This window comes from Actinomadura sp. 6K520 (genome assembly GCF_004349245.1).
Classification (GTDB): Bacteria; Actinomycetota; Actinomycetes; order Streptosporangiales; family Streptosporangiaceae; genus Spirillospora.
Window position 1 is genome coordinate 1 of record NZ_SMLC01000146.1, and the last position, 18,621, is coordinate 18,621.

General features: G+C 71.6%; 23 protein-coding genes. 10 read left to right on the top strand and 13 right to left on the bottom strand.

What is annotated here, in order from left to right:
- Window positions 1-145 precede the first annotated feature (145 nt).
- The gene (locus E1289_RS40225) at window positions 146-274 is read left to right on the top strand and encodes an ATP-binding protein (RefSeq protein ID WP_165970647.1); all 129 of its coding nucleotides are present in this window, start codon (window positions 146-148) and stop codon (window positions 272-274) included.
- A 299-nt stretch (window positions 275-573) separates the two neighbouring features.
- Here E1289_RS40225 and E1289_RS28640 read toward each other — a convergent pair whose 3' ends face one another.
- The 4 genes from E1289_RS28640 to E1289_RS28655 all read right to left on the bottom strand — a co-directional run bounded on the left by E1289_RS28640 (window position 574) and on the right by E1289_RS28655 (window position 3,880).
- Window positions 574-1,377 carry an ABC transporter permease gene (locus E1289_RS28640; protein WP_131985646.1) on the bottom strand — a complete coding sequence of 268 codons (804 nt, stop codon included), beginning with the start codon at window positions 1,375-1,377 and terminating at the stop codon, window positions 574-576.
- Window positions 1,374-2,342, bottom strand: a complete 969-nt coding sequence (locus E1289_RS28645) for an ATP-binding cassette domain-containing protein (RefSeq protein WP_131985648.1) — start codon at window positions 2,340-2,342, stop codon at window positions 1,374-1,376. The genes E1289_RS28640 and E1289_RS28645 overlap by 4 nt, the downstream gene beginning before the upstream one ends.
- 31 nt (window positions 2,343-2,373) lie before the next feature.
- On the bottom strand, window positions 2,374-3,231 hold the full coding sequence (locus E1289_RS28650; RefSeq protein ID WP_131985650.1) for a DUF4097 family beta strand repeat-containing protein: 858 nt from the start codon (window positions 3,229-3,231) through the stop codon (window positions 2,374-2,376).
- Between the two features lie 103 nt (window positions 3,232-3,334).
- Window positions 3,335-3,880 carry a toxin-antitoxin system HicB family antitoxin gene (locus tag E1289_RS28655; protein WP_131985652.1) on the bottom strand — a complete coding sequence of 182 codons (546 nt, stop codon included), beginning with the start codon at window positions 3,878-3,880 and terminating at the stop codon, window positions 3,335-3,337.
- A gap of 382 nt (window positions 3,881-4,262) precedes the next feature.
- On the opposite strand from E1289_RS28655, the gene E1289_RS28660 reads away from it, so the two are divergent.
- Both E1289_RS28660 and E1289_RS28665 read left to right on the top strand, forming a co-directional pair.
- Window positions 4,263-4,688, top strand: a complete 426-nt coding sequence (locus E1289_RS28660) for a VOC family protein (protein ID WP_207929214.1) — start codon at window positions 4,263-4,265, stop codon at window positions 4,686-4,688.
- A gap of 177 nt (window positions 4,689-4,865) precedes the next feature.
- Window positions 4,866-5,840 (top strand): zinc-binding dehydrogenase, encoded by a 975-nt coding sequence (locus tag E1289_RS28665; protein WP_131985656.1) that lies wholly within the window; start codon window positions 4,866-4,868, stop codon window positions 5,838-5,840.
- A 2-nt stretch (window positions 5,841-5,842) separates the two neighbouring features.
- Here the strand turns inward: E1289_RS28665 and E1289_RS28670 are convergent, their stop codons facing one another.
- Both E1289_RS28670 and E1289_RS28675 read right to left on the bottom strand, forming a co-directional pair.
- A complete protein-coding gene (locus E1289_RS28670; protein WP_243713213.1) occupies window positions 5,843-6,334 on the bottom strand; it encodes a GNAT family protein in 492 nt (163 codons plus the stop codon).
- A gap of 8 nt (window positions 6,335-6,342) precedes the next feature.
- Window positions 6,343-6,801, bottom strand: coding sequence for a MarR family transcriptional regulator (locus E1289_RS28675; RefSeq protein ID WP_131985658.1), 459 nt, complete (start codon window positions 6,799-6,801; stop codon window positions 6,343-6,345).
- An 87-nt stretch (window positions 6,802-6,888) separates the two neighbouring features.
- Here E1289_RS28675 and E1289_RS28680 point away from each other — a divergent pair, with 87 nt between their 5' ends.
- Window positions 6,889-7,272: a nuclear transport factor 2 family protein gene (locus E1289_RS28680; protein ID WP_131985660.1), complete on the top strand. Its 384-nt coding sequence runs from the start codon at window positions 6,889-6,891 to the stop codon at window positions 7,270-7,272.
- On the top strand, window positions 7,265-8,395 hold the full coding sequence (locus tag E1289_RS28685; protein ID WP_131985662.1) for an epoxide hydrolase family protein: 1,131 nt from the start codon (window positions 7,265-7,267) through the stop codon (window positions 8,393-8,395). Before E1289_RS28680 ends, E1289_RS28685 begins: the two co-directional genes overlap by 8 nt.
- Here E1289_RS28685 and E1289_RS28690 read toward each other — a convergent pair.
- The 4 genes from E1289_RS28690 to E1289_RS28705 are packed head-to-tail and all read right to left on the bottom strand — an operon-like array spanning window position 8,382 to window position 11,923.
- Window positions 8,382-9,170, bottom strand: a complete 789-nt coding sequence (locus tag E1289_RS28690; protein WP_131985664.1) for an SDR family NAD(P)-dependent oxidoreductase — start codon at window positions 9,168-9,170, stop codon at window positions 8,382-8,384. The genes E1289_RS28685 and E1289_RS28690 overlap by 14 nt on opposite strands.
- A gap of 32 nt (window positions 9,171-9,202) precedes the next feature.
- Complete coding sequence (locus tag E1289_RS28695; protein ID WP_243713214.1) at window positions 9,203-10,330, bottom strand: class I SAM-dependent methyltransferase; 1,128 nt, start codon at window positions 10,328-10,330, stop codon at window positions 9,203-9,205.
- A 39-nt stretch (window positions 10,331-10,369) separates the two neighbouring features.
- Window positions 10,370-11,257, bottom strand: a complete 888-nt coding sequence (locus tag E1289_RS28700) for a helix-turn-helix domain-containing protein (RefSeq protein WP_131985666.1) — start codon at window positions 11,255-11,257, stop codon at window positions 10,370-10,372.
- A gap of 9 nt (window positions 11,258-11,266) precedes the next feature.
- A complete protein-coding gene (locus E1289_RS28705) occupies window positions 11,267-11,923 on the bottom strand; it encodes a DUF4097 family beta strand repeat-containing protein (protein ID WP_207929209.1) in 657 nt (218 codons plus the stop codon).
- A gap of 240 nt (window positions 11,924-12,163) precedes the next feature.
- Between E1289_RS28705 and E1289_RS28710 the strand changes: the two genes are divergently transcribed.
- Entirely contained in the window at window positions 12,164-13,552 is a 1,389-nt protein-coding gene (locus E1289_RS28710; protein WP_131985670.1) for an MFS transporter, read from the top strand.
- 11 nt (window positions 13,553-13,563) lie between these two features.
- Window positions 13,564-14,316 (top strand): SDR family oxidoreductase, encoded by a 753-nt coding sequence (locus E1289_RS28715; protein WP_131985672.1) that lies wholly within the window; start codon window positions 13,564-13,566, stop codon window positions 14,314-14,316.
- Between the two features lie 40 nt (window positions 14,317-14,356).
- Here E1289_RS28715 and E1289_RS28720 read toward each other — a convergent pair whose 3' ends face one another.
- From E1289_RS28720 to E1289_RS28730, 3 genes are all read right to left on the bottom strand, one after another.
- Window positions 14,357-14,719, bottom strand: coding sequence for a nuclear transport factor 2 family protein (locus E1289_RS28720; RefSeq protein WP_131985674.1), 363 nt, complete (start codon window positions 14,717-14,719; stop codon window positions 14,357-14,359).
- A gap of 85 nt (window positions 14,720-14,804) precedes the next feature.
- Window positions 14,805-15,434 (bottom strand): hypothetical protein, encoded by a 630-nt coding sequence (locus E1289_RS28725; protein ID WP_131985676.1) that lies wholly within the window; start codon window positions 15,432-15,434, stop codon window positions 14,805-14,807.
- A complete protein-coding gene (locus E1289_RS28730; RefSeq protein WP_243713215.1) occupies window positions 15,431-16,036 on the bottom strand; it encodes a TetR/AcrR family transcriptional regulator in 606 nt (201 codons plus the stop codon). The genes E1289_RS28725 and E1289_RS28730 overlap by 4 nt, the downstream gene beginning before the upstream one ends.
- Before the next feature lie 115 nt (window positions 16,037-16,151).
- Here E1289_RS28730 and E1289_RS28735 point away from each other — a divergent pair, with 115 nt between their 5' ends.
- From E1289_RS28735 to E1289_RS28745, 3 genes are all read left to right on the top strand, one after another.
- Window positions 16,152-17,624, top strand: a complete 1,473-nt coding sequence (locus E1289_RS28735) for an AlkA N-terminal domain-containing protein (protein WP_131985680.1) — start codon at window positions 16,152-16,154, stop codon at window positions 17,622-17,624.
- Between the two features lie 19 nt (window positions 17,625-17,643).
- Window positions 17,644-18,153 (top strand): methylated-DNA--[protein]-cysteine S-methyltransferase, encoded by a 510-nt coding sequence (locus tag E1289_RS28740; protein ID WP_207929212.1) that lies wholly within the window; start codon window positions 17,644-17,646, stop codon window positions 18,151-18,153.
- A gap of 107 nt (window positions 18,154-18,260) precedes the next feature.
- Window positions 18,261-18,621: DNA polymerase III subunit beta (locus tag E1289_RS28745; RefSeq protein WP_279488026.1), on the top strand; the 361-nt coding region annotated here is incomplete at its 3' end.

Here is an 18,621-nt window from a genome sequence, read left to right on the forward strand (position 1 = left end):
GCAGACCGTCAAACTCACAAAAGAACCACTGGAGAGCCGGATGCGGGGAAACTCGCACGTCCGGTTCGGAGGGAGGCCGCGCGGAAAAGGGCCCTCATGGGCACCTCGCCGCGCGGCCGACCCTACCGGCGGGGCGGGGCGGCCGGTGATCCAGCCCGAGAACTACGCCGCGACGTCCGGGCGCGGGCTGGCGCTGATGGCGGAGCTCGTGGGGGCATGGGGTGTCCGTCCCCTCAACGAGGGCGGGAAGGTGACGTGGGCGAAACTTCGCTGACCGGCCACAGGCGGCCGATGGCCAACGAGCCCGTCGCGCTGCTGCTGCTCCGGCACCTCTTCCCCGCCTGGACGATCACGCGGGACGAGCGCGGGGCCTGGCGGGCCGCCGGGCGCGCGGAGCTCTCGGCGCAGGACGTTGACGGCCTGCTCGACCTGCTGGTCCTCGCCGACCCGGATGCCGCGCGGCGGGCCGCCGCACTGCTGAGCGAGAAGAAGCGACCGAGGAGACGAGGCCGTCCCGGCGGACGGAAAGGGGAAGGCGCCCCTCCGGTCGGAGGGGCGCCTTCGGTGTGGCGGTCAGGCGCTGACCGCCTTCTTGTAGAGGCGGGTCGCCAGCGGGACGAAGACGACCAGGATTACGGCGATCCAGAGCAGGGACGCCGGGACGGCGTGCTGGATGGGCCAGGCATCCGACGTCTCCATCGCGCTACTGGTGTTGCCGAAGAGTTCGCGTGCCGCCTGGGTGAAGGCGGAGACGGGATTCCACTCGGCGACGACGCGCAGCGGGGCGGGCAGTTCGGAGCTGTCGAGGAAGGCGTTGGAGATGAACATCAGCGGGAACGACACCATCGTCGCGATGTTGTTGAAGCTCTCCGGGGTGCGCAGGGCCAGCGCGACGGTCGCGGTGAACCAGGAGAACGCGTAGGCGAACAGCAGCAGCAGCGCGAACCCGAGGACGGCCTCGAACGGCGAGGTGTGCACCCGCCAGCCGACGATCAGTCCCATCGTCGCCATGACGACCAGGCTGGCGAGGTTCATCAGCAGGTCGCTGACGGTCTGGCCGATCAGTACCGCGGACGGGGCCATCGGCAGTGAGCGGAACCGGTCGAAGATGCCCTTCTGCAGGTCGAGGGTCAGCGTGTATCCCGTGACCTGCGCGCTGATGAGCACCGCCTGGACGAAGATGCCGGGGAGCAGGAACTCCCGGTAGGACATGCCCGGGACCTCGATGACGCTGCCGAACACGTAGGCGAACATCAGCACGAACACGATCGGGAACATGATCGCGGAGCCGAGCAGGTCCGGTGATCGCCTGATCTTCAGGGCGTTGCGCCTGGCGATGGTCCAGCCGTCGGTGATGGGCATGGTGAGCGCGTTCATCGGGTGGCTCCCTGCGGTTCGGTGTCGGGCGTCCGGCGCCCGGTCAGGGTGAGGTAGACGTCGTCGAGGGTGGGGCGGCGCAGCCCGGCGTCCCGCACCCGGACTCCCGCGTCGGCGAGCCGGCCGAGGACGTGGCGCAGTGCCTCGGGCCCGTCGGTGACCGGAACGGTGATCTGGAGCGACTCCGGCACGGTCCGCACGGCCCCGACGGCGACCCAGGCGAGCGTCTCTCGCGCGGTCTCCAGTTCGGCCGCGTCGCTGACGGTCAGCTCGATGCGGTTGCCGCCGACCTGGTCCTTGAGCTCGTCGGGGGTGCCGCGGGCGATGGCGCCGCCGTGGTCGATCACAAGGATCCGGTCGGCGAGGCGGTCGGCCTCCTCCATGTACTGGGTCGTCAGCAGCAGCGTGGTGCCGCCCGCGACGAGTTCGAGGATGGTGTCCCACAGCGCGGTGCGGGCGCGGGGGTCGAGGCCCGTGGTGGGTTCGTCCAGGAACAGCACCGGGGGGTCGGCGACCAGTGCGCCGGCGAGGTCGATGCGCCGGCGCATGCCGCCGGAGTAGCCCTTCACCGGACGGTCGGCGGCGCCGGCGAGGTCGAAGCGTTCGAGCAGCTCGCGGGCGCGGGCCCTGCTGCGCTTGGCGCCCAGGTGGTACAGCCGCCCGACCATCTCCAGGTTCTCCGCGCCGGTGAGGTGCTCGTCGACGGCGGCGTACTGGCCGGACAGGCCGATGTGCGCCCGCAGCCGCCGCGCGTCGCCGACGACGTCGAATCCGGCGACGGTCGCGCTGCCCGCGTCGGGGGGCAGCAGCGTGGTCAGCACCCGTACCGCGGTCGTCTTCCCGGCGCCGTTTGGGCCGAGCAGCGCCAGGACCGTCCCTTGCGGGACGGAGAAGCTCAGCTCGTCCAGGGCGGTCACCTCGCCGAATTTCTTGACGAGTCCTTCGGCCGTGATCGCGTCGCTCATGAGGGGGGCTCCTTACTGGTGTTCGGGGCGGTCAGGACCGGTGGACGTCGATGTCGCCCCAGTTGGTGTGCGCGTGCACCTCGACGACCGCTTTGGCGGTCTCGGGTCCGTCGGCGGCGGTCAGGGTGTTGCGCACCACGCCGTTCTTGGAGTGGAGGTCCAGCCAGGCGGCCGTGCCCTCGGCGATGCCGACATCGACCCTGCCGTGACCGCCCTCCACGCGGACGGTGCCGCTCACCGCCTCGCCGATCCGGATCCGGCCGTGCGCGGACCTGGCGGTCAGGTCGGCGGTCGCGCGGTCGACGGTGATGCCGCCGACGCCGGTCTTCAACTGCAGGTCGCCGGACACCTCGCCCAGCGTGATGTCACCGGTCGAGTTCTTCACCGTGCCGGAACCTTCGATGGTGCCGATCCGGATGGCTCCGACGGAGCCGGTCACCTCGACGGGTCCGGTGACCCGGTCCACGGAGATCTCGCCGGTGGACGTCCTGGCCTCCAGCGGGCCGGTCTCCTCCAGGCGCAGGTCCCCGTTCGAGTTCTTCAGGACGGTGCGGCCGAGCCGGCCGGTGGCGACGAAGCCCGCCATGCCGCCCGCGGCGACACCGGCCTCGACGGCGGACCCGGTCGGCAGGTCGACGGTCACCTCGATGGAGCCGCGCCAGGACCGCAGGTATCCCAGGGCCTTGGGCCTGGGCCCCCTGATCAGCAGCCGGCCGCCGGAGAACTCGACGACCGTGCGTTCCGCGGCTTGCACGCACGCCTCGTTGGACGGGTCGCTGGGGCGGACCTCCACCACGGTGTCGGCGCGGTCGCCGGCGTGGATGCGGACCTGGCCGACGAAGATGTCGATGTCGGCGGTGATCGGCTCGGGAGTGTCGAAAGCAGGCATGGCGGAGCCCTCCTCATGGGTCTGGTGGAAATCCCGGCCTTGGGGCCGGGCGATGGGTGCCCGGTGATGGTGCCGGGCGGGTGATGCTCTGGGCGGGGTGCCGCTAGCGCACCCAGCCGGTGTAGCTGCGGCCGCTCTGGACCTGCTGCGTCCGGTCGCCGGGTCCGGTCGCGGCGCCAGGGTCGAACGCGGCGGAGACGGCGCGGACCAGCCAGGCGTTGACCGAGATCCCCTGCCGGCCGGCCGCCTCCTCCACGCGCACCTTGAGGTGCTCGGGCAGCCGCAGGGTCATCCGCGCGGTGCCGCCCTCCTCGGCGGTCGGCGGCGCGGCGGGCGGCGCGGCGGGCGGCGCGGCCTCGCGGGCGATCTCCGCGCCGCCGGCCGCGTGCTCCGCGGACGGCGCCGTGTGCGGCGGCGTCACCACGAACGCCGGGTCGCCGCCGCGCAGCCGCACCTCGACCGATCCCGGCGCGAGTTCGCCGGTGATCTCGTCCGCCGCGGCCGACAGCGCCTCCAGCAGGGTGAGCCGCGTGGCCGCTTCCAGGACGCCGGTGAGGCGTTCGGCCAGCGCGCGGGCTTCCGGCCCGCCCGCCTCGGCGGCGACGGCGAGCTCGCGGCGGAGGTTGTCCACATACGGCATCAGGTCCATGCCACGACTATGACATCGAAGTGACGTCACCGCAAGTCTTAGTGACGTCTAATGCTGCAAGTTTGACGTCATCTGCCGTCATGGCTGTCGCGTCGGTGCTGTGTCGTGAAGCCGTCACGGTCGCGTATACCTGACGAATATGCAGGTCAGAGGGCTGTGTTGGGTCGTTTGTCTACCTGTGCGCCGGTGATGTCGGCGGTGATGTCATGTGATGCCACACGCTGAACCGCGGCCCCGGCCGCTCGTCGACCGTCTCCGGCGGCGGTCAACTGGGACTCGGCGGCCCTGCCGTGTCGAGAACGTGGCGTCGGCGTCGTCCCAGCCACATCAGCGGCCACGACGGCCGCGCGACGAGGAAGGAACCACCATGACGATCCGGCGGATGGACAACGTCCTCATCGTTGTCGACGATCTTGAGGCCGTCATCGAGTTCTTCGGCGAACTCGGTATGGAGCTGGAAGGCAGGACGCTCGTCGAGGGGGGCTCGGTCGACCGTGTCGTCGGGCTCGACGGCGTCCGTGCCGACATCGTCATGCTGCGGACCCCGGACGGCCACGGGCGGGTCGAGCTGACGAGGTTCCACACGCCGTCCGCGATCAGCAGTGAGCCGCAGCACGCACCGGTCAACACGCTGGGCATACGTCGCATCATGTTCGCCGTCGAAGACATCGATGACGTCGTTGCCCGCCTGCGCACCCGCGGCGCCGAACTCGTCGGCGACGTGGTGCGGTACGAGAACGGCTACCGGCTCTGCTTCGTCCGCGGCCCGGAGGGGCTCATCGTCGGACTGGCCGAGGAAGTCGGCTGACGGCTCCCCGCCCGCCCGAGCGTCCCGTGTCCCGGGCCGGTAGGAGAGCTCCAGGAACATCGCCGGTCACACTGACCGCCACACCCTTGACCTCAACGAATATTGAGGTTTTAGCGTTGCGGGCACCGCGAGGGAGTCGCCCTGGCGAGACGAACGGCAGGACGGAGTGTGGGTGCGGTGCGTGCAGCGATGGTGTCGGAGTTCGGCGGGCCGGAGGTCTTCCAGGTGGTCGAGGTGCCCGATCCCGTGCCGGGTGCCGGAGAGGTCCTGGTCGGCGTGGAGGTGATCGACACGTTGTGGCTGGAGACGATGGTGCGCTCAGGGGCCGGTCAGGACTTCTGGCCGATGCGTCCGCCCTATGTGCCGGGAAACGGGGTCGCCGGCCGGGTCGTGCAGGTCGGCGCGGGAGTCGACCAGGGCCTTCGCGGTCGAAGAGTGGTGGCGCACACCGGCGGCGAAGGCGGCTACGCCGATCGTGCCGTGGTCTCGGTCGACGCGATGGCGGTGGTGCCCGACGACGTCGACCTCACGGTGGCCGCGGCCCTGTTGCATGACGGAGTGACCGCGCTCGCGCTGTTCGACGTGACGAAGGTCGGTCCGCAGGATCGCGTGCTCGTGGTGGGGGCAAGCGGCGGCCTTGGGTTGCTGTGCGTGCAGCTCGCGCGGGCCCGCGCGGCGAGTGTGGTCGCGGTCGCCCGTGGCGCGAAGCTGGAGGGGGTCGCGCGACTCGGACCCGACGCAGTGATCGACTCCGCGCGGCCCGACTGGGTCGAGCAGGCGCGGGCGGTGTTCGGCGAGCACGGCGCCGACGTCGTGCTGGACAATGTCGGCGGCGCGCTCGGGGAGGCCGCCTTCACCCTCGCCGCTCGCGGAGGACGCTTCTCGGCCCACGGCACACCCAGCGGGCGTTTCGCGAACGTCGACCGGCGGGCCGCCGATGAGCGGGGCGTCGCGGTGACGGGAATCGAGGCCGCGCAGCTGTCCGACCGCGACCGTATGCGGTACGTCGGGCAGGCATTGCGCGAGGCCGCCGCGGGGGTGATCGCGCCGGTCGTCGGGCAGACGTTCCCGCTCGATCGGGCCGGAGCCGCGCATGCCGCCATCGAGGGACGTACCGCCTTCGGCAAGACCCTGATCACCACCGGCGCCTGACGTCAGCGGGCGGGGCGGTCGAAGAGGAGTTCGCGGCCGTCCCGCTCGTCCCACTGCTCACCCACGTGGACGAAGCCGTGGCCCGCGATCGTCGCCAGTGACGCGGCGTTGTCCGGGCTGATCGACGCGCGGACGGTCGTGACCGACGGCTCGGCCGCGGCACGGGCCAGCAGGGCGGCGAGCATCGCGCGGGCGTAACCGCGGCGGCGGTGCGCAGGGTCGACGGAGTAGGCGACTTCGACCCGGCCGTCGGCGGTCGGGGCGCCCTGGAAGCCGGCGTGACCTACGACCACACCCTCCGGCTCCGCCACGGCGGCGCGGACGATCCAGCGGGCGTGTTCAGGCTCGCGGGCGAGCTGGTCGAGGCGGAAGCGCCAGAGAGCCTTCGCCTCGTCGGTGACGAAGTAGCCGGTGAGGCGCACCCCGGCGGTGGTGCTCGCCGTGGTGAGGTCGTTGTTCAGGAGGGCGGTCATCGTGGCGGTGGGGAGCTCCACGAGGCGGATCATGGGCGGCTCTTGGCGTGGTGGTCGGTGACGCGGGCCAGTAGGGCGGTGAGCTGGTCGCGTTCGGCGGGGGTCAGGGGTGCCAGGAGGTCGTCTTGGACGCGGTCCACGACCTTCTGCAGGTCGTCCAGGTGGCGGGTGCCGTCCGGCGTGAGGGTGATGATGTTGCGGCGCCGGTCGGACGGGTCGGGGGAGCGGTCGATCAGATTCTTGGCGGCGAGTTCGTTCAGGGCGGCGACGACGTCGCTGCGGTCGATGCCCGTGTGGCGACCGAGGGCGGCCTGGCTGGACGGGCCGTACTCGTCGAGGGCGGCGAGCAGCCGGTAGTGGTAGCCGCGGGCTCCCGCGGCGGCGAACCCCTCGGTGACCAGGCGGTGGCTGTGCGCGGACGCCAGGCTGATCAGCCAGCTCGCGGCGTGCCGGAGGCGGGTGGGCGTCCGGGCGTCGGCCTTCATCATGCGGTCAGTCTACGGGAGTTGTTGGTCGAGCCAACGATATGTATTGTTGGCTGTACCAATGTTGGTACAACCAATGATTGAGGAGCCATGGACGATCGACATGAACTGGCCGTGCTGGTCAGCAGGCTTGGGCGGTGGCTGGACCAGAAGAGTCCCGGTGACGGGCGCGGTCTCTTCACCGAGGACGCGGAGGTCCACACCCCCGGCGGCGTCGCGAAGGGCGTTGACGCTCTCGTTGAGCAGGCGCGCCGGAACCACCGGGTGCCGACCCAGCACTTCATCACCGACCCGCTCATCGAGGTGGACGGCGACCAGGCCGTGATCGGCGCGAACCTCCTTGTCGTCTTCGCACGGGAAGAAGGGCCGCGTCTGCTGGGCGAGCGCTACGAACTGAAGGCCGCTCGCACGGCGGACGGCTGGCGGCTCTCGCGGGTGCAGGCCCGTCCCATCTGGGAGGTGGCGAATGCCTGAGATCGTGCCGTTCCGGCTCGACGTCCCGCAGGAGGATCTCGATGACCTCGCCGAGCGGCTCGACCGCACGCGGTGGCCGGACGAGCTTCCCGGCATCGGATGGGACCACGGCATCCCGCTCGCCCGGGTGAAGGAACTCGCCGCGCACTGGCGCACGACGTTCGACTGGCGGGCGCGGGAGGCCGCGCTCAACGCGTTCCCGCAGTTCACGACGGAGATCGACGGGACGAACATTCATTTTGTCCACGTGCGGTCGCCGGAGCCGGACGCGCTGCCGCTGATCATCACGCACGGGTGGCCGAGCACGGTCGCCGACTTCCTGGACGTGATCGGCCCGCTCACCGACCCCCGGGCGCACGGTGGCGACCCAAGGGACGCGTTCCACGTGGTGGTGCCGACGCTGCCCGGCTTCACCCTGTCCGGGCCGACGCGCGAGCCCGGGTGGGACGTGAACCGCATCGCCCGTGCGTGGGCCGTGCTGATGGACAGGCTCGGCTACGAACGGTACGGCGCGCAGGGCGGTGACTGGGGCTGGCCGGTCTCCACCGCGCTTGGGGCCGCTGCCACGGATCAGGTCATCGGCGTCCACCTCAACTACATCGGCTCCCCACCGCCCGGTGACGGCGCCGTCCGGCTTTCGGAGGACGACCTAGAGCGGCTGGAGCGACAGAAGCCTTATCTGGCCAGTCCCGCCGGGTACTGGCAGATGCAGTCGACGCGCCCGCAGACCGTCGCGTATGCGCTGACCGACTCCCCCGTCGGGCAGCTCGCGTGGATCGCCGACAAGGTCACCGAGTGGACCGACCCGGCGAGCGGCATCGACGACGACCGGCTGCTCACGACGGTGATGCTCTACTGGCTCACGGGCACGGCCGGTTCCTCGGCCAGGTTGCACCGGGAGAACGCCGCGCGGGGCGGCCCACCGGCGCCATGTCCGGTTCCCCTGGGTGTGGCGGTGTTCGCGCACGATCTCGTCCGGCCGGTGCGGCGCCTCGTAGAGCGGGTCTACGACGTCGCCCACTGGACGGAGTTCGACCGTGGCGGGCACTTCCCGGCCATAGAGGCACCGGACCTGCTGACCGGCGACGTCAGGGCGTTCTTCCGCCGACTCAGGGAGAAGTGAGCTGTTCGGAGAGGTCCCGAAGGCGGGCGCGGGCGTCGGGGTCGTATGCCTGGGCGTCCGCGCGGGCCTCCTTGAGGCCGTTGTAGAAGCGGCCGGAGACGTCGTCCAAGGCAGGGTCGGTGACGAGCCGGTACGTCGCCTCGACGCCCTCTTCCAGAGTGCTGATCGGTGAGGGGACCATCTTGGTCGGCATGTAGGTGGCCGGGTGCAGGGCGTTCGCGGTGACGCCCGTCCCGGCCAGTTCTTCGGCGAGGTCGACCGTGAACAGGATCTGGGCGAGCTTGCTCTGGCTGTAGGCCCGCATGGGGCGGTAATCGCGGGTGATCATCACATCGTCGAAGTCGACGGCCTGCTGGGCGCCGCTGCTGACGTTGACGATCCGCGCCGGGGCCGAGGCGACGAGAGTCGGCAGCAGCAACCGGGTGAGCAGATACCCGGACAGGTAGTTCACCTGGAAGGTCAGCTCGTGCCCGTCGGGGCTCTCCTGCCGCGAGGCGGGGCCGCCGATGCCCGCGTTGTTGACCAGCACGTCCAGGCGGGGATGGTCGGCGCGGACGGCCTCGGCCAGCGCGCGGGTCTCGGCGAGGGACGACAGGTCCGCCCGGTACCAGAACGCCCGGCCGCCGATCTCCTGCATGGTCGCCTTGCCGCGCTGGTCGTCGCGTCCGTGGACGAGGATGCTCGCGCCCTCGGCGGCGAGCCGGGCAGCCAGAGCGCGGCCCAGCCCGTCGGTCGCGCCGGTGATGAGGATGGTCTGCTGATCGATGGGACGCATGTTGCCCATCGTGCCCGGTGTGCGCCCAGAGGTCAGTGCCGGAGGCGCCAAAGGGTGGTGGTTTCGGCGGCACGGGCGGTGTGGAGTGGGTCGTCGGGGTCGTGGGCTCGCGGGTGGGTCGGCTTGGTGTCGTGCTTGCCCGCGACCTGGAGGCCGGCTGACGAGAACATGGCGAACAGGTCGTCCCGTGTGCGCAGACCCAGGTGTTCGGCGAGGTCGGAGAGGATCAGCCAGCCTTCGCCGTCCGGTTCCAGATGGTCGGCCAGGCCGTCGAGGAAGCCGCGGAGCATCCGGCTGCCCGGGTCGTAGATGGCGTGTTCCAAGGGCGAGCTGGGCTTGGCCGGGACCCAGGGCGGGTTGCAGACGATGAGCCCGGCCCGTTCATCTGGGAAGAGGTTGGTCTGGACGACGTCGACCCGCTTCGCCACGTCCAGGCGCTCGATGTTCTCTCGGGCGCAGGCAAGCGCGCGCGGGTCGTGGTCTGTGGCGACTATCCGTTCCACGCCGCGACGGGCGAGGACGGCCGCGAGTACACCCGTTCCTGTCCCGATGTCGAAGGCGACCTTGGCCGGTGGCAATGGCGCTTCGGCGACGAGGTCCACATACTCGCCTCTGACCGGTGAGAAGACGCCGTAGTGGGGATGGATCCGGTCGCGGTCCAGCGCGGGGATCGGTACGCCCTTCACACGCCATTCGTGCGCGCCGATCAGGCCGAGCAGTTCGCGCAGTGAGGCCACGTAAGGCCGATCGTCCGGGCCGTACACCTCGATGCAGGCGGCCCGCACGTCCGGTGCGCGGCGTAGGGGAATGACGTGACCCGGGTCGAACGGTAGGAGCAGCATGGCCAGGGCCCGCGCGCGCTGGGCACTGGCCTGGCGGTGAAGGTGGAATGCCTGAACCGCCGGGGACGGTTCGGGCTTGCGCGGGCGGCGCCGCCGGGGACGGTCGATCCGGCGCGCCATCGCGTTGAGGAGCTGCCGCGCGTTCTGGAAGTCGCCGCGCCACAGCAGGGCGGTGCCCTCGCAGGCCAGGTGGTAGGCGTCGTCCGCCCGCATGTCGTCGGCGGCGACCACGACGCGGCGGGGCGGTGGGGTGCCGCTCTCGGACCGCCAGCGCGCGTGCTGCGCCTGGCCGTGCTCATACCAGGCGATCTGGTCCACAGGGAGCACGGTAGCCGCCCGGCGCCGCAGGTGGGGGGATCAGTCCCCGGAGCGGGACGGCGCCGCCCCGCCGTCCAGGTCGGCGCTGGACAGGTGGGCGGACGTCTCGGCCAGCCTCCGGAGCGCCATCTCCGAGGCGGAACCCGGCTCGGCGGCGTAGAGCATGAGGCGGCTGAGGTCCGGGTCGCCGGGCAGGTGCAGGGTCTCGAACGGCAGGACGAGCCGCCCCACGTCCGGGTGGTCGATGCGGGCCTCGCCGTGCGTCAGGTCCGTGACGTGGTGCGCCGACCACATCCGCCCGAACTCGGGGCTGCGTTCCCGCAGCGAGCCGATCAGCGCCCGCAGCCGCGGGTCGTCCGGGTCCTGCCCGGAGCGGAACCGCAGGTAGGCGACGTTGCGCCGGGCGACCGCGGGCCAGTTGTCACCGAGCCGCGCCCGGTAGTCGCCGTTGAGATGGATCTGATGGGACCAGGTCCGCTCGTCCGCCGGGACGTTCGCGAGGTCGACGAACACGGCGGCGGTGAGCCGGTTCCAGGCGACCACGTTCGTGTAGTGCCCGACCACGTACGCGGGCGCGTGGGTGATCGAGTCGAGCAGGTGCTGGAGCGGGGCGCGCAGCCGCGGCGGGCCCGCGGGGCGCGTGCGGCGCGGCGGGTGCGCGAGCCGGTGCAGGTGGACGTGCTCGTCGCCGGTCAGCCGCAGCGCCCGGGAGATCGCGTCGAGGACCTCGGCGGACACCCCCTCGGCCGTGCCCTGTTCCAGCCGGATGTAGTACGCGACGCTGACCCCGGCGAGCTGCGCGAGCTCCTCGCGCCGCAGCCCCGGCACGCGGCGGCGGCTCCCGTAGGAGGGGACGCCCACGTCCTCCGGCCGCAGCCGTGCCCGCCGCGACTTGAGGAACTCCCCGAGTTCGACGTTGCGCGCCATGCGCAGAGGCTATCCGGCGGGCTTGACGGTGATGTCGCCGTTGCTGGTCGTCAGGTCCAGGCGGTACCGGGCGGACTGGTCGTCCGGGACACCGATCTCCCGGTCGCCGTTGCTGGTGCGCGCGGACACCCGGTAGGGCACCGCAGGGACGGTGACCGTGATCTCGCCGTTCGACGTCTTCGCCCGGATGTTCTGCGGGTTGGCCGGTATGAGGGTGATCTCGCCGTTCGACGTCTCCACGTCGATCTCGTCGCCCTTCAGGCCGCGTCCCTCGATCTCGCCGTTGGACGTCTTCGCCTTGACCGGGCCCGACACGTCGTCCAGGCGGATCGCGCCCGAACTGGTCGACACGTCCACCTTGCCCACGCGGGACAGCCTGATCGCGCCGCTGGACGTGCCGCCGCTCACCGGAAGGCCCGCCGGCAGGTCGACCGTGTAGCGCACCGTGCAGCGCGAGCCGCAGCCGCGCAGCTTCAGGACACCGTTCTCGATCCGGTGCGTCCGCCCCTCCGGCCTGTCGCCGCGGTACTTGACCTCGCGGTGGACGGACGCCTTGGAAGCGCCGCCGCGCAGCGTGACCCGGCCCGCGTCGATGTCGTCCAGTTCCACCGCGGTGATGCCGCCCTCCAGTGCGGCGTCGTCCTCGAAGGTCGACGCGAATGCCATGCCGCACGCGCTCAACGCGGTGACCCCGGCCGCGGCCATGACGACGAATGCAAGCTGACGACGCAAGGTAACCCCCAGGTGTTGTGCAGAGCGTTGTCGACCCTACGAAGAGGGGCGCCGAACGGCCGTCCCGCCGTGGAGCCAGGTTCGTGCTAGCTCCCGGGACGGAGCCTGCTACTGCGGGTGGTACGAACGGGCGAGGGCTGGGTAGGCGCGTCCTGCGGCGCGATGGTCTCTGCCATGACCGCGATCACTACCGACGCTCCCGCTCCTCCTGCGCGGATGTCGTCACGGCACAAGCTGATACTCACCCTTCTCCTAGGCGCGCAGTTCATGCTCGCCATAGATTTCTCCATCCTCAACGTGGCGCTACCCGTCGTCGGCCGGGGGCTCGGCTTCGGACTGGACGAGCTGCAATGGATCGCGACCGCGTTCGCGCTGCCCGCCGCCGGGTTCACGCTGCTGTTCGGTCGCGTCGCGGACCTGTTCGGACGGCGGCGGATGCTGCTCGCGGGCATGGCCCTCCTGGCGGTGGGCTCGCTGATCGGCGGGCTGGCCACCGCACCGGCGATGCTGCTGACCGGGCGGGTCCTGCAGGGCCTGGCCACGGCGATCGCCACACCGGCCGCGCTGTCGCTGATCACCACGTCGTTCCCGGAAGGGCCGCTGCGGACCCGGGCGCTCGGGCTCAGCGGCGCGCTGATGTCCGCCGGGTTCACCGTGGGCGCGATCCTCGGCGGGGTGCTCACGGACGTGCTGACCTGGCGCTGGGCCTTCCTGGTCAACGTGCCGGTGGCGGTGCTGATCCTCGCGGTCACCCCCGCGTTGATCAGCGAGAGCCGGTCGCGGGACGGTGCGAAGCTGGACGTTCCCGGCGCGGTCACCGTGACCGGCGGGCTCCTCGCCCTGGTGTACGGGATCACGTCCGCCGGGTCCCGGGGATGGGGCGACCCGCTCGCGCTGGGCACGCTGGCCGCCGCGGCCGTCCTGCTGGTCGCGTTCGTCCTGGTGGAGCGGCGCTCCCCGGCCCCGCTCGCGCCGCTGGGCGTGCTGGCGCGGCGGACCGTCAGCTGGGGCAGCGTGGGCGGTTTCGTGGCGTTCGCCACCGAGACGTCGCTGGTGTTCCTGATGACCCTCTACCTGCAGAAGGTCCTGGACTTCTCGCCGCTGGCCACCGGGCTCGCGCTCGGCGTCCTCGGCGCCGGGACGTTCGCCGGCGGTGTCGCCGCGCCCCGGATCATGGGTCGGCTCGGCGGCCGGGCGGCCCTCGTCGCCGGGCTGCTGCTGCAGGCCGCGGCCACGGCGGCGCTGCTCGGGCTCGGCGAGTCGCGCGGCGGGCTCGGGCTGCTGCTGGTCGCGACCGCGATCGGCGGATTCGGGAACCTCGTCGCGATCGTCGCGTTCATGGGGACCGTGACGTCCGGGCTGCCGGACCGCGAGCAGGGCCTCGCGACCGGCGTCGCCACCATGACGCAGCAGGTGGCCATCACGCTCGGCATCCCCGTGATGAGCGCCGTGGCCACCGCCAACGCCTCCGTCCTCGGCGGCATCCACACCGCGACGGCGGTGAACGTCGCGATCGTCCTCGCCGGTGCGGCCCTCGTCTGGTCGTTCCTGCGCCGCGCCTAAGGAGACACACCATGAACCTCGAACTCGAAGCCAGGGTCTACATCGTCACGGGTGCCTCGGCCGGCATCGGCGAGGCCACGGCCGCGCTCCTCGCAGAGGAGGGAGCGCACGTAGTCGGTGTGTCCCGCAACGGGGACGTCAGGGCCGACCTCACCGAACCGGACGCCGCCCAGCGCGCCGTGGACATCGCCCTAGAGCGGCACGGACGCCTGGACGGCTTGGTCAACAACGCGGGTGCGCTCAACTCCCGCATCGGGTTCCTCGACGTGACCGACGACCAGTGGCACGCCACGTTCGAGCTGAACTTCCACGCGGCCGTCCGGATGGCCCGAGCGGCGCTGCCCGCCCTGATCGACCAGGGCGCGGGCAGCATGGTGCACGTGTCCAGTGAGGCCGGACGATTCCCTGACACGCCGCTGGTCGACTACGCGGCGTCCAAGACGGCGCTCCTGTCGGTGTCCAAGACGCTTGCGGGAGAGTTCGGTCGCTGCGGTATCCGCTCCAACGTCGTCACGCCCGGCCCTACACGAACCCGGATGTGGGACGAGCCCGGTGGGTTCGCCGACCAGCTCGCCGCACAGTTCGGGCTTCCCGTCGAGGAGGCCATAGACCGGTTCGTCCGGGAGGAGCGGCGGCTCCCCGTCGGACGGCTCGGCACGCCGCGGGACGTCGCGCGGGTCATCGTCTACCTGCTGTCCCCGCTGGCCGCCCAGGTGACCGGCGCCGAATGGACGGTGGACGGCGGCGCGCTCCGCCAGCTCTGAGCCGCCCCCGGCCGCCTACACTGGCCGCCTACCTCGGCGCCTACCCGGGCACCTTGTCGAGGAAGCCGTGGACGCGGTCGAAGCGCCCGTCGTCGGCGAAGACCGCCACGTCGAAGCCGACCACGAGCGCTTCGCCGCCCTCGGGGCCGAGTTCCCAGGTGAAGCGGGCCACGTTGTGGTGGGCGTCCACGGTGCCCGCCGGGCGGAACACCATGCCGGGGAACTGCTGCTGCGCCGCGCCGATGAAGCCGTCGATCGCGTCCCGCCCCTCGGCCACGCCGAGCGGGTCGACGTACAGCGGCCGCTCCGTCCACATCTCGTCGATCGCGGCGCGGCGCGCGGCCGGGTCGGTCTCGTTCCAGATGGCCAGGTACCGCGCGACCCGCTGCTGAACGTCGCTCATCTCATGACTCCCGTCTGTTCGGCCGGGTTCCTCCCGGTGCCCCAAGGCTGCCAGCGCCCCGGCGGGAGATCGATTACCTGACACGTCATCCCCGGCGCGCGGACGGCCCGTACGGTTCCTCCGGCACGGCGTGCGCGACGACCAGCTTGAGCAGCAGCGCGACGGGCAGCCACGCGAAGCCCTCCGGATGGGAGAGCGACGGCGAGATCAACACCCCGCCGAGGACGGCGAACAGCCCGGCCGGGCGAGCCAGGTAGACCGGCGCGCGGGCGACGGCGACGACGCCGGCCAGAGCCCACGCGTACCACAGCGGCCCCCACCACCACGGCCCGCCGAAGACCAGGCCCACCAGAATCGGCTGGACGTGGCACGCGGCGAATCCGATGTCGTCGTGCAAGAGCCGGTTGAGGCGCGTCGGCGGCAGGGGCAGCGGCCCGTGGTAGAAGCGCTTGACGGCGTTCAGCCCGTTGGCGACGACGCCGCCGGCGATGTCGTACGCCACGGCGGCGCCGATCAGGTACTTCCACCACGGCCAGCCCAGATCGCGGACGATCCAGAGCAGGAGGGCGACGCCGAACACGCCCGCCGAGTAGGCGATGGCCCGTTCGGCGGGTGTGGTGCCACTGCCGAGGAACCAACTCGGTTTGGCGGACGTGGTTTCCGGGCCGCCGGTTTCCCGGTCGCCGGTTTCCCGTTCGTCTCGGCCGTCGGTCATGGCCCGGCCTTCGCCCCGCCCAGGCCGTCGCCGTAGATGGTCATCGCCTCGCTCGCCCACCGGGTCATGCCGTCCGCCGACAGGGGGTCGGAACCCAGCACGTCAGTCAACTCGTCCCGTAGCAGGAGCACCGCCAGGTCATTGACCAGCAGGAACGCCGCACGGACGGCCGGATCGCCACCCGGGTCGGCTTCGCCTGCGGTGACCATCGCGTCCAACCGAGTCCGGCTCACCTCGAACAGGCGGCGGAACAGGCGCTGCCCGGCCTTGCCGTCGCCCAGCAGGAGCCGCCGCATGTACGCCGGTACCGGTGAACCGGGCGGCAGATGCCGAAGCACCGCCCGGGCAAGTGATCCTGTGTCCCTCTCCAGGGCGTTCTGGCAGGTCAGCTCGCGAAGCATCCCGTCGAACAGCTGCAGGACGTGCTGGTCGACGCTTTCGCGCAGTACGTCCTTCGAGCCGAAGTGATGGATGACCAGGGCCGCCGAGACGCCCGCGGCCTGGGCGACCTGCCGCACCGTGACGGCGTCCGCGCCGCGCAGCGCGAGCAGCCGCAGCGCCTCGTCCCGGATGACGGCCCGGGTCGTGCGGTCATCGACCATTGAACACATGTTCAGCATGCTAAACATATGTTCAGCCAGCCGTCAAAGGCGGCCGGGGGGTTGATGTCGGAATTCGGCCAGTGGAACCACCTGAGCGTCGGTGATGCTGGAGGACATGCATGAGGACGCGGAAAGGTGTGTGCGGGCCGTCCAGGCGAAGGACGCCCGCTTCGACGGATGGTTCTTCACCGGCGTCGTCACCACCGGCATCTACTGCCGCCCGAGCTGCCCTGTCGTGCCGCCCAAGCCGGGGAACATGCGCTTCTACCCGAGCGCCGCCGCCGCGCAGCAGGCCGGATTCCGCGCCTGCAAGCGCTGCCGCCCCGACACCAGCCCCGGCTCGCCGGAATGGAACCACCGCGCGGACGTCGTCGCCCGCGCGATGCGGCTCATCGCCGACGGCGTGGTCGACCGTGAGGGCGTCCCCGGGCTCGCGGCACGGCTCGGCTACAGCACACGCCAGATCGAGCGCCAGCTCAACGCCGAACTGGGCGCCGGCCCACTCGCCTTGGCGCGGGCCCAGCGGGCTCAGACGGCGAGGCTCCTCATCGAAACGACCGCCCTCCCGATGGGGGACGTCGCGTTCGCGGCGGGCTTCGCCAGTATCCGCGCCTTCAACGACACCGTCCGCGAGGTGTTCGCGCTGACGCCGACCGCGCTGCGCGACCGTGTCGCCAAGGGCCACCCGCCCGCCGGTTCGGGGGCGCTGTCGCTGCGGCTGCCGTTCCGGGCGCCGCTCTGCCCCGACAACCTGTTCGGCCATCTCGCGGCCACCGCCGTCCCCGGCGTCGAGGAGTGGCGGGACGGCGCGTTCCGCCGCACCATGCGCCTGCCGCACGGGCACGGCATCGCCACGCTGCGGCCCCGGCCCGACCACGTCGCCTGCACGCTCAGCCTGAGCGACCTGCGCGACCTCACCATCGCGATCAGCCGCTGCCGCTGGATGCTCGACCTCGACGCCGACCCCGTCGCCGTGGACGACCTACTCCGCGACGACCCCGCCCTGGCGCCGCTGGTCACCAAGGCCCCGGGGCGGCGCGTCCCGCGGACCGTCGACGCCCCCGAGTTCGCCGTACGCGCCGTCCTGGGACAGCAGGTGTCGACGGCGGCCGCCCGAACCCACGCGGGCCGCCTCGTCACCGCCTACGGCGAGCCCGTGGACGACCCGGCCGGCGGACTCACCCACCTTTTCCCGACGCCCTCCGCCCTGGCGGAACTCGACCCCGAGTCCCTCGCCTTTCCGCAAACCCGCCGCACCACCCTCACGACCCTCGTGGACGCACTCGCGAACGGCGAGATCGACCTCGGGGTGGGGAGCGACTGGGAAGCCGCCCGCGCGCGCTTGGCCGCCCTACCCGGCTTCGGTCCGTGGACCATCGAGACCATCGCGATGCGCGCCCTCGGAGACCCCGACGCGTTCATCCCGAGCGACCTGGGCATCCGCGGCGCCGCCAAGGCGCTCGACCTTCCCTCGACACCCGCGGCCCTCACCCGTCGCGCCGCCCAATGGCGCCCCTGGCGCGCGTACGCCGTCCAGTACCTGTGGGCCACGGGCGACCATCCCATCAACCTGCTACCCGCCTCCTGACCACGAGAGGATGACTTCCATGAACCCGACGCACGTCGTCGTGGACAGCCCCGTAGGCCCACTGACGCTGATGGCCCAGGACGGTGCCCTTCGCGCCCTCTACATGGAGGTGCAGCGTCACCGCCCTCCTGCGGAGACCTTCGGTGTCCCTGGCGACCTCCACGACGAGCCCTTCGCGACCGTCGCCGAACAGCTCACCGCATACTTCGCCGGTGAGCTGACCAAGTTCGACCTGCCGCTCACCCTCAACGGGACGCCCTTCCAGAAGCGGGTCTGGGCGCTGCTCCAGGAGATCCCCTACGGAGAGACCGTCACCTACGGCGAACTCGCCGCGGAACTCGGCAAGCCGTCGGCCTCCCGGGCCGTGGGCCTCGCCAACGGCCGCAACCCGATCGGCGTCATCGTCCCCTGCCACCGCGTCATCGGCTCCACCGGCGGCCTCACCGGCTACGGCGGCGGCCTCGACCGCAAGCGCTACCTCCTCGACTTCGAACGCAAGACCACCACCACCCAGCACGCCCTTTTCTGACGGCACGGGGAGGCCGGATACCCCGCCCGGACGGGGGAAGGAGCAGCCTGTCAGTGGGGCCGGTTACCGTGCTCGCAAAGACCCACACCTGCGGAAGGCTGATCAAGGTGGAGCTCCGAGTCGACCGCCAGACCCTCGCCGACGCCGTGGCGTGGGCGGCCCGGACGCTGCCGGTACGTCCCGCCCTGCCCGTCCTCGCGGGCATGCTCGTCGAGGCCACCGGCGAGGGCGAGCTGATCCTGGCCGGGTTCGACTACGAGGTGTCCGCCCGCGCCCGGGACGACGTCACCGTCACCGAGCCGGGCCTCGTCCTGGTCCCCGGGCGGCTGCTGGCCGACATCGTCCGGAACCTTCCTCCACAGCCTGTGGACATCTTCACCAAGGGCGCCGAGGTCGTGGTCCGCTGCGGCCCCGCCGAGTTCGGGCTCCGCACGCTCCCCGCCGAGGACTACCCCACCCTCCCCGAGC

What these genes read in the sequence shown, in the direction of transcription:
- E1289_RS28660 (WP_207929214.1), top strand. Translation starts at nt 4,263, where the DNA reads ATGGACAACGTCCTCATCGTTGTCGACGATCTTGAGGCCGTCATCGAG.
- E1289_RS28720 (WP_131985674.1), bottom strand. Translation starts at nt 14,719, where the DNA reads ATGAGCGACGTTCAGCAGCGGGTCGCGCGGTACCTGGCCATCTGGAAC.
- E1289_RS28740 (WP_207929212.1), top strand. Translation starts at nt 17,644, where the DNA reads ATGAACCCGACGCACGTCGTCGTGGACAGCCCCGTAGGCCCACTGACG.
- E1289_RS28690 (WP_131985664.1), bottom strand. Translation starts at nt 9,170, where the DNA reads ATGCGTCCCATCGATCAGCAGACCATCCTCATCACCGGCGCGACCGAC.
- E1289_RS28735 (WP_131985680.1), top strand. Translation starts at nt 16,152, where the DNA reads ATGCATGAGGACGCGGAAAGGTGTGTGCGGGCCGTCCAGGCGAAGGAC.
- E1289_RS28730 (WP_243713215.1), bottom strand. Translation starts at nt 16,036, where the DNA reads ATGGTCGATGACCGCACGACCCGGGCCGTCATCCGGGACGAGGCGCTG.
- E1289_RS28685 (WP_131985662.1), top strand. Translation starts at nt 7,265, where the DNA reads ATGCCTGAGATCGTGCCGTTCCGGCTCGACGTCCCGCAGGAGGATCTC.
- E1289_RS28675 (WP_131985658.1), bottom strand. Translation starts at nt 6,801, where the DNA reads ATGATGAAGGCCGACGCCCGGACGCCCACCCGCCTCCGGCACGCCGCG.
- E1289_RS28705 (WP_207929209.1), bottom strand. Translation starts at nt 11,923, where the DNA reads ATGGCATTCGCGTCGACCTTCGAGGACGACGCCGCACTGGAGGGCGGC.
- E1289_RS28710 (WP_131985670.1), top strand. Translation starts at nt 12,164, where the DNA reads ATGACCGCGATCACTACCGACGCTCCCGCTCCTCCTGCGCGGATGTCG.
- E1289_RS28715 (WP_131985672.1), top strand. Translation starts at nt 13,564, where the DNA reads ATGAACCTCGAACTCGAAGCCAGGGTCTACATCGTCACGGGTGCCTCG.
- E1289_RS28655 (WP_131985652.1), bottom strand. Translation starts at nt 3,880, where the DNA reads ATGGACCTGATGCCGTATGTGGACAACCTCCGCCGCGAGCTCGCCGTC.
- E1289_RS28650 (WP_131985650.1), bottom strand. Translation starts at nt 3,231, where the DNA reads ATGCCTGCTTTCGACACTCCCGAGCCGATCACCGCCGACATCGACATC.
- E1289_RS28725 (WP_131985676.1), bottom strand. Translation starts at nt 15,434, where the DNA reads ATGACCGACGGCCGAGACGAACGGGAAACCGGCGACCGGGAAACCGGC.
- E1289_RS28680 (WP_131985660.1), top strand. Translation starts at nt 6,889, where the DNA reads ATGGACGATCGACATGAACTGGCCGTGCTGGTCAGCAGGCTTGGGCGG.
- E1289_RS28640 (WP_131985646.1), bottom strand. Translation starts at nt 1,377, where the DNA reads ATGAACGCGCTCACCATGCCCATCACCGACGGCTGGACCATCGCCAGG.
- E1289_RS28700 (WP_131985666.1), bottom strand. Translation starts at nt 11,257, where the DNA reads ATGGCGCGCAACGTCGAACTCGGGGAGTTCCTCAAGTCGCGGCGGGCA.
- E1289_RS28645 (WP_131985648.1), bottom strand. Translation starts at nt 2,342, where the DNA reads ATGAGCGACGCGATCACGGCCGAAGGACTCGTCAAGAAATTCGGCGAG.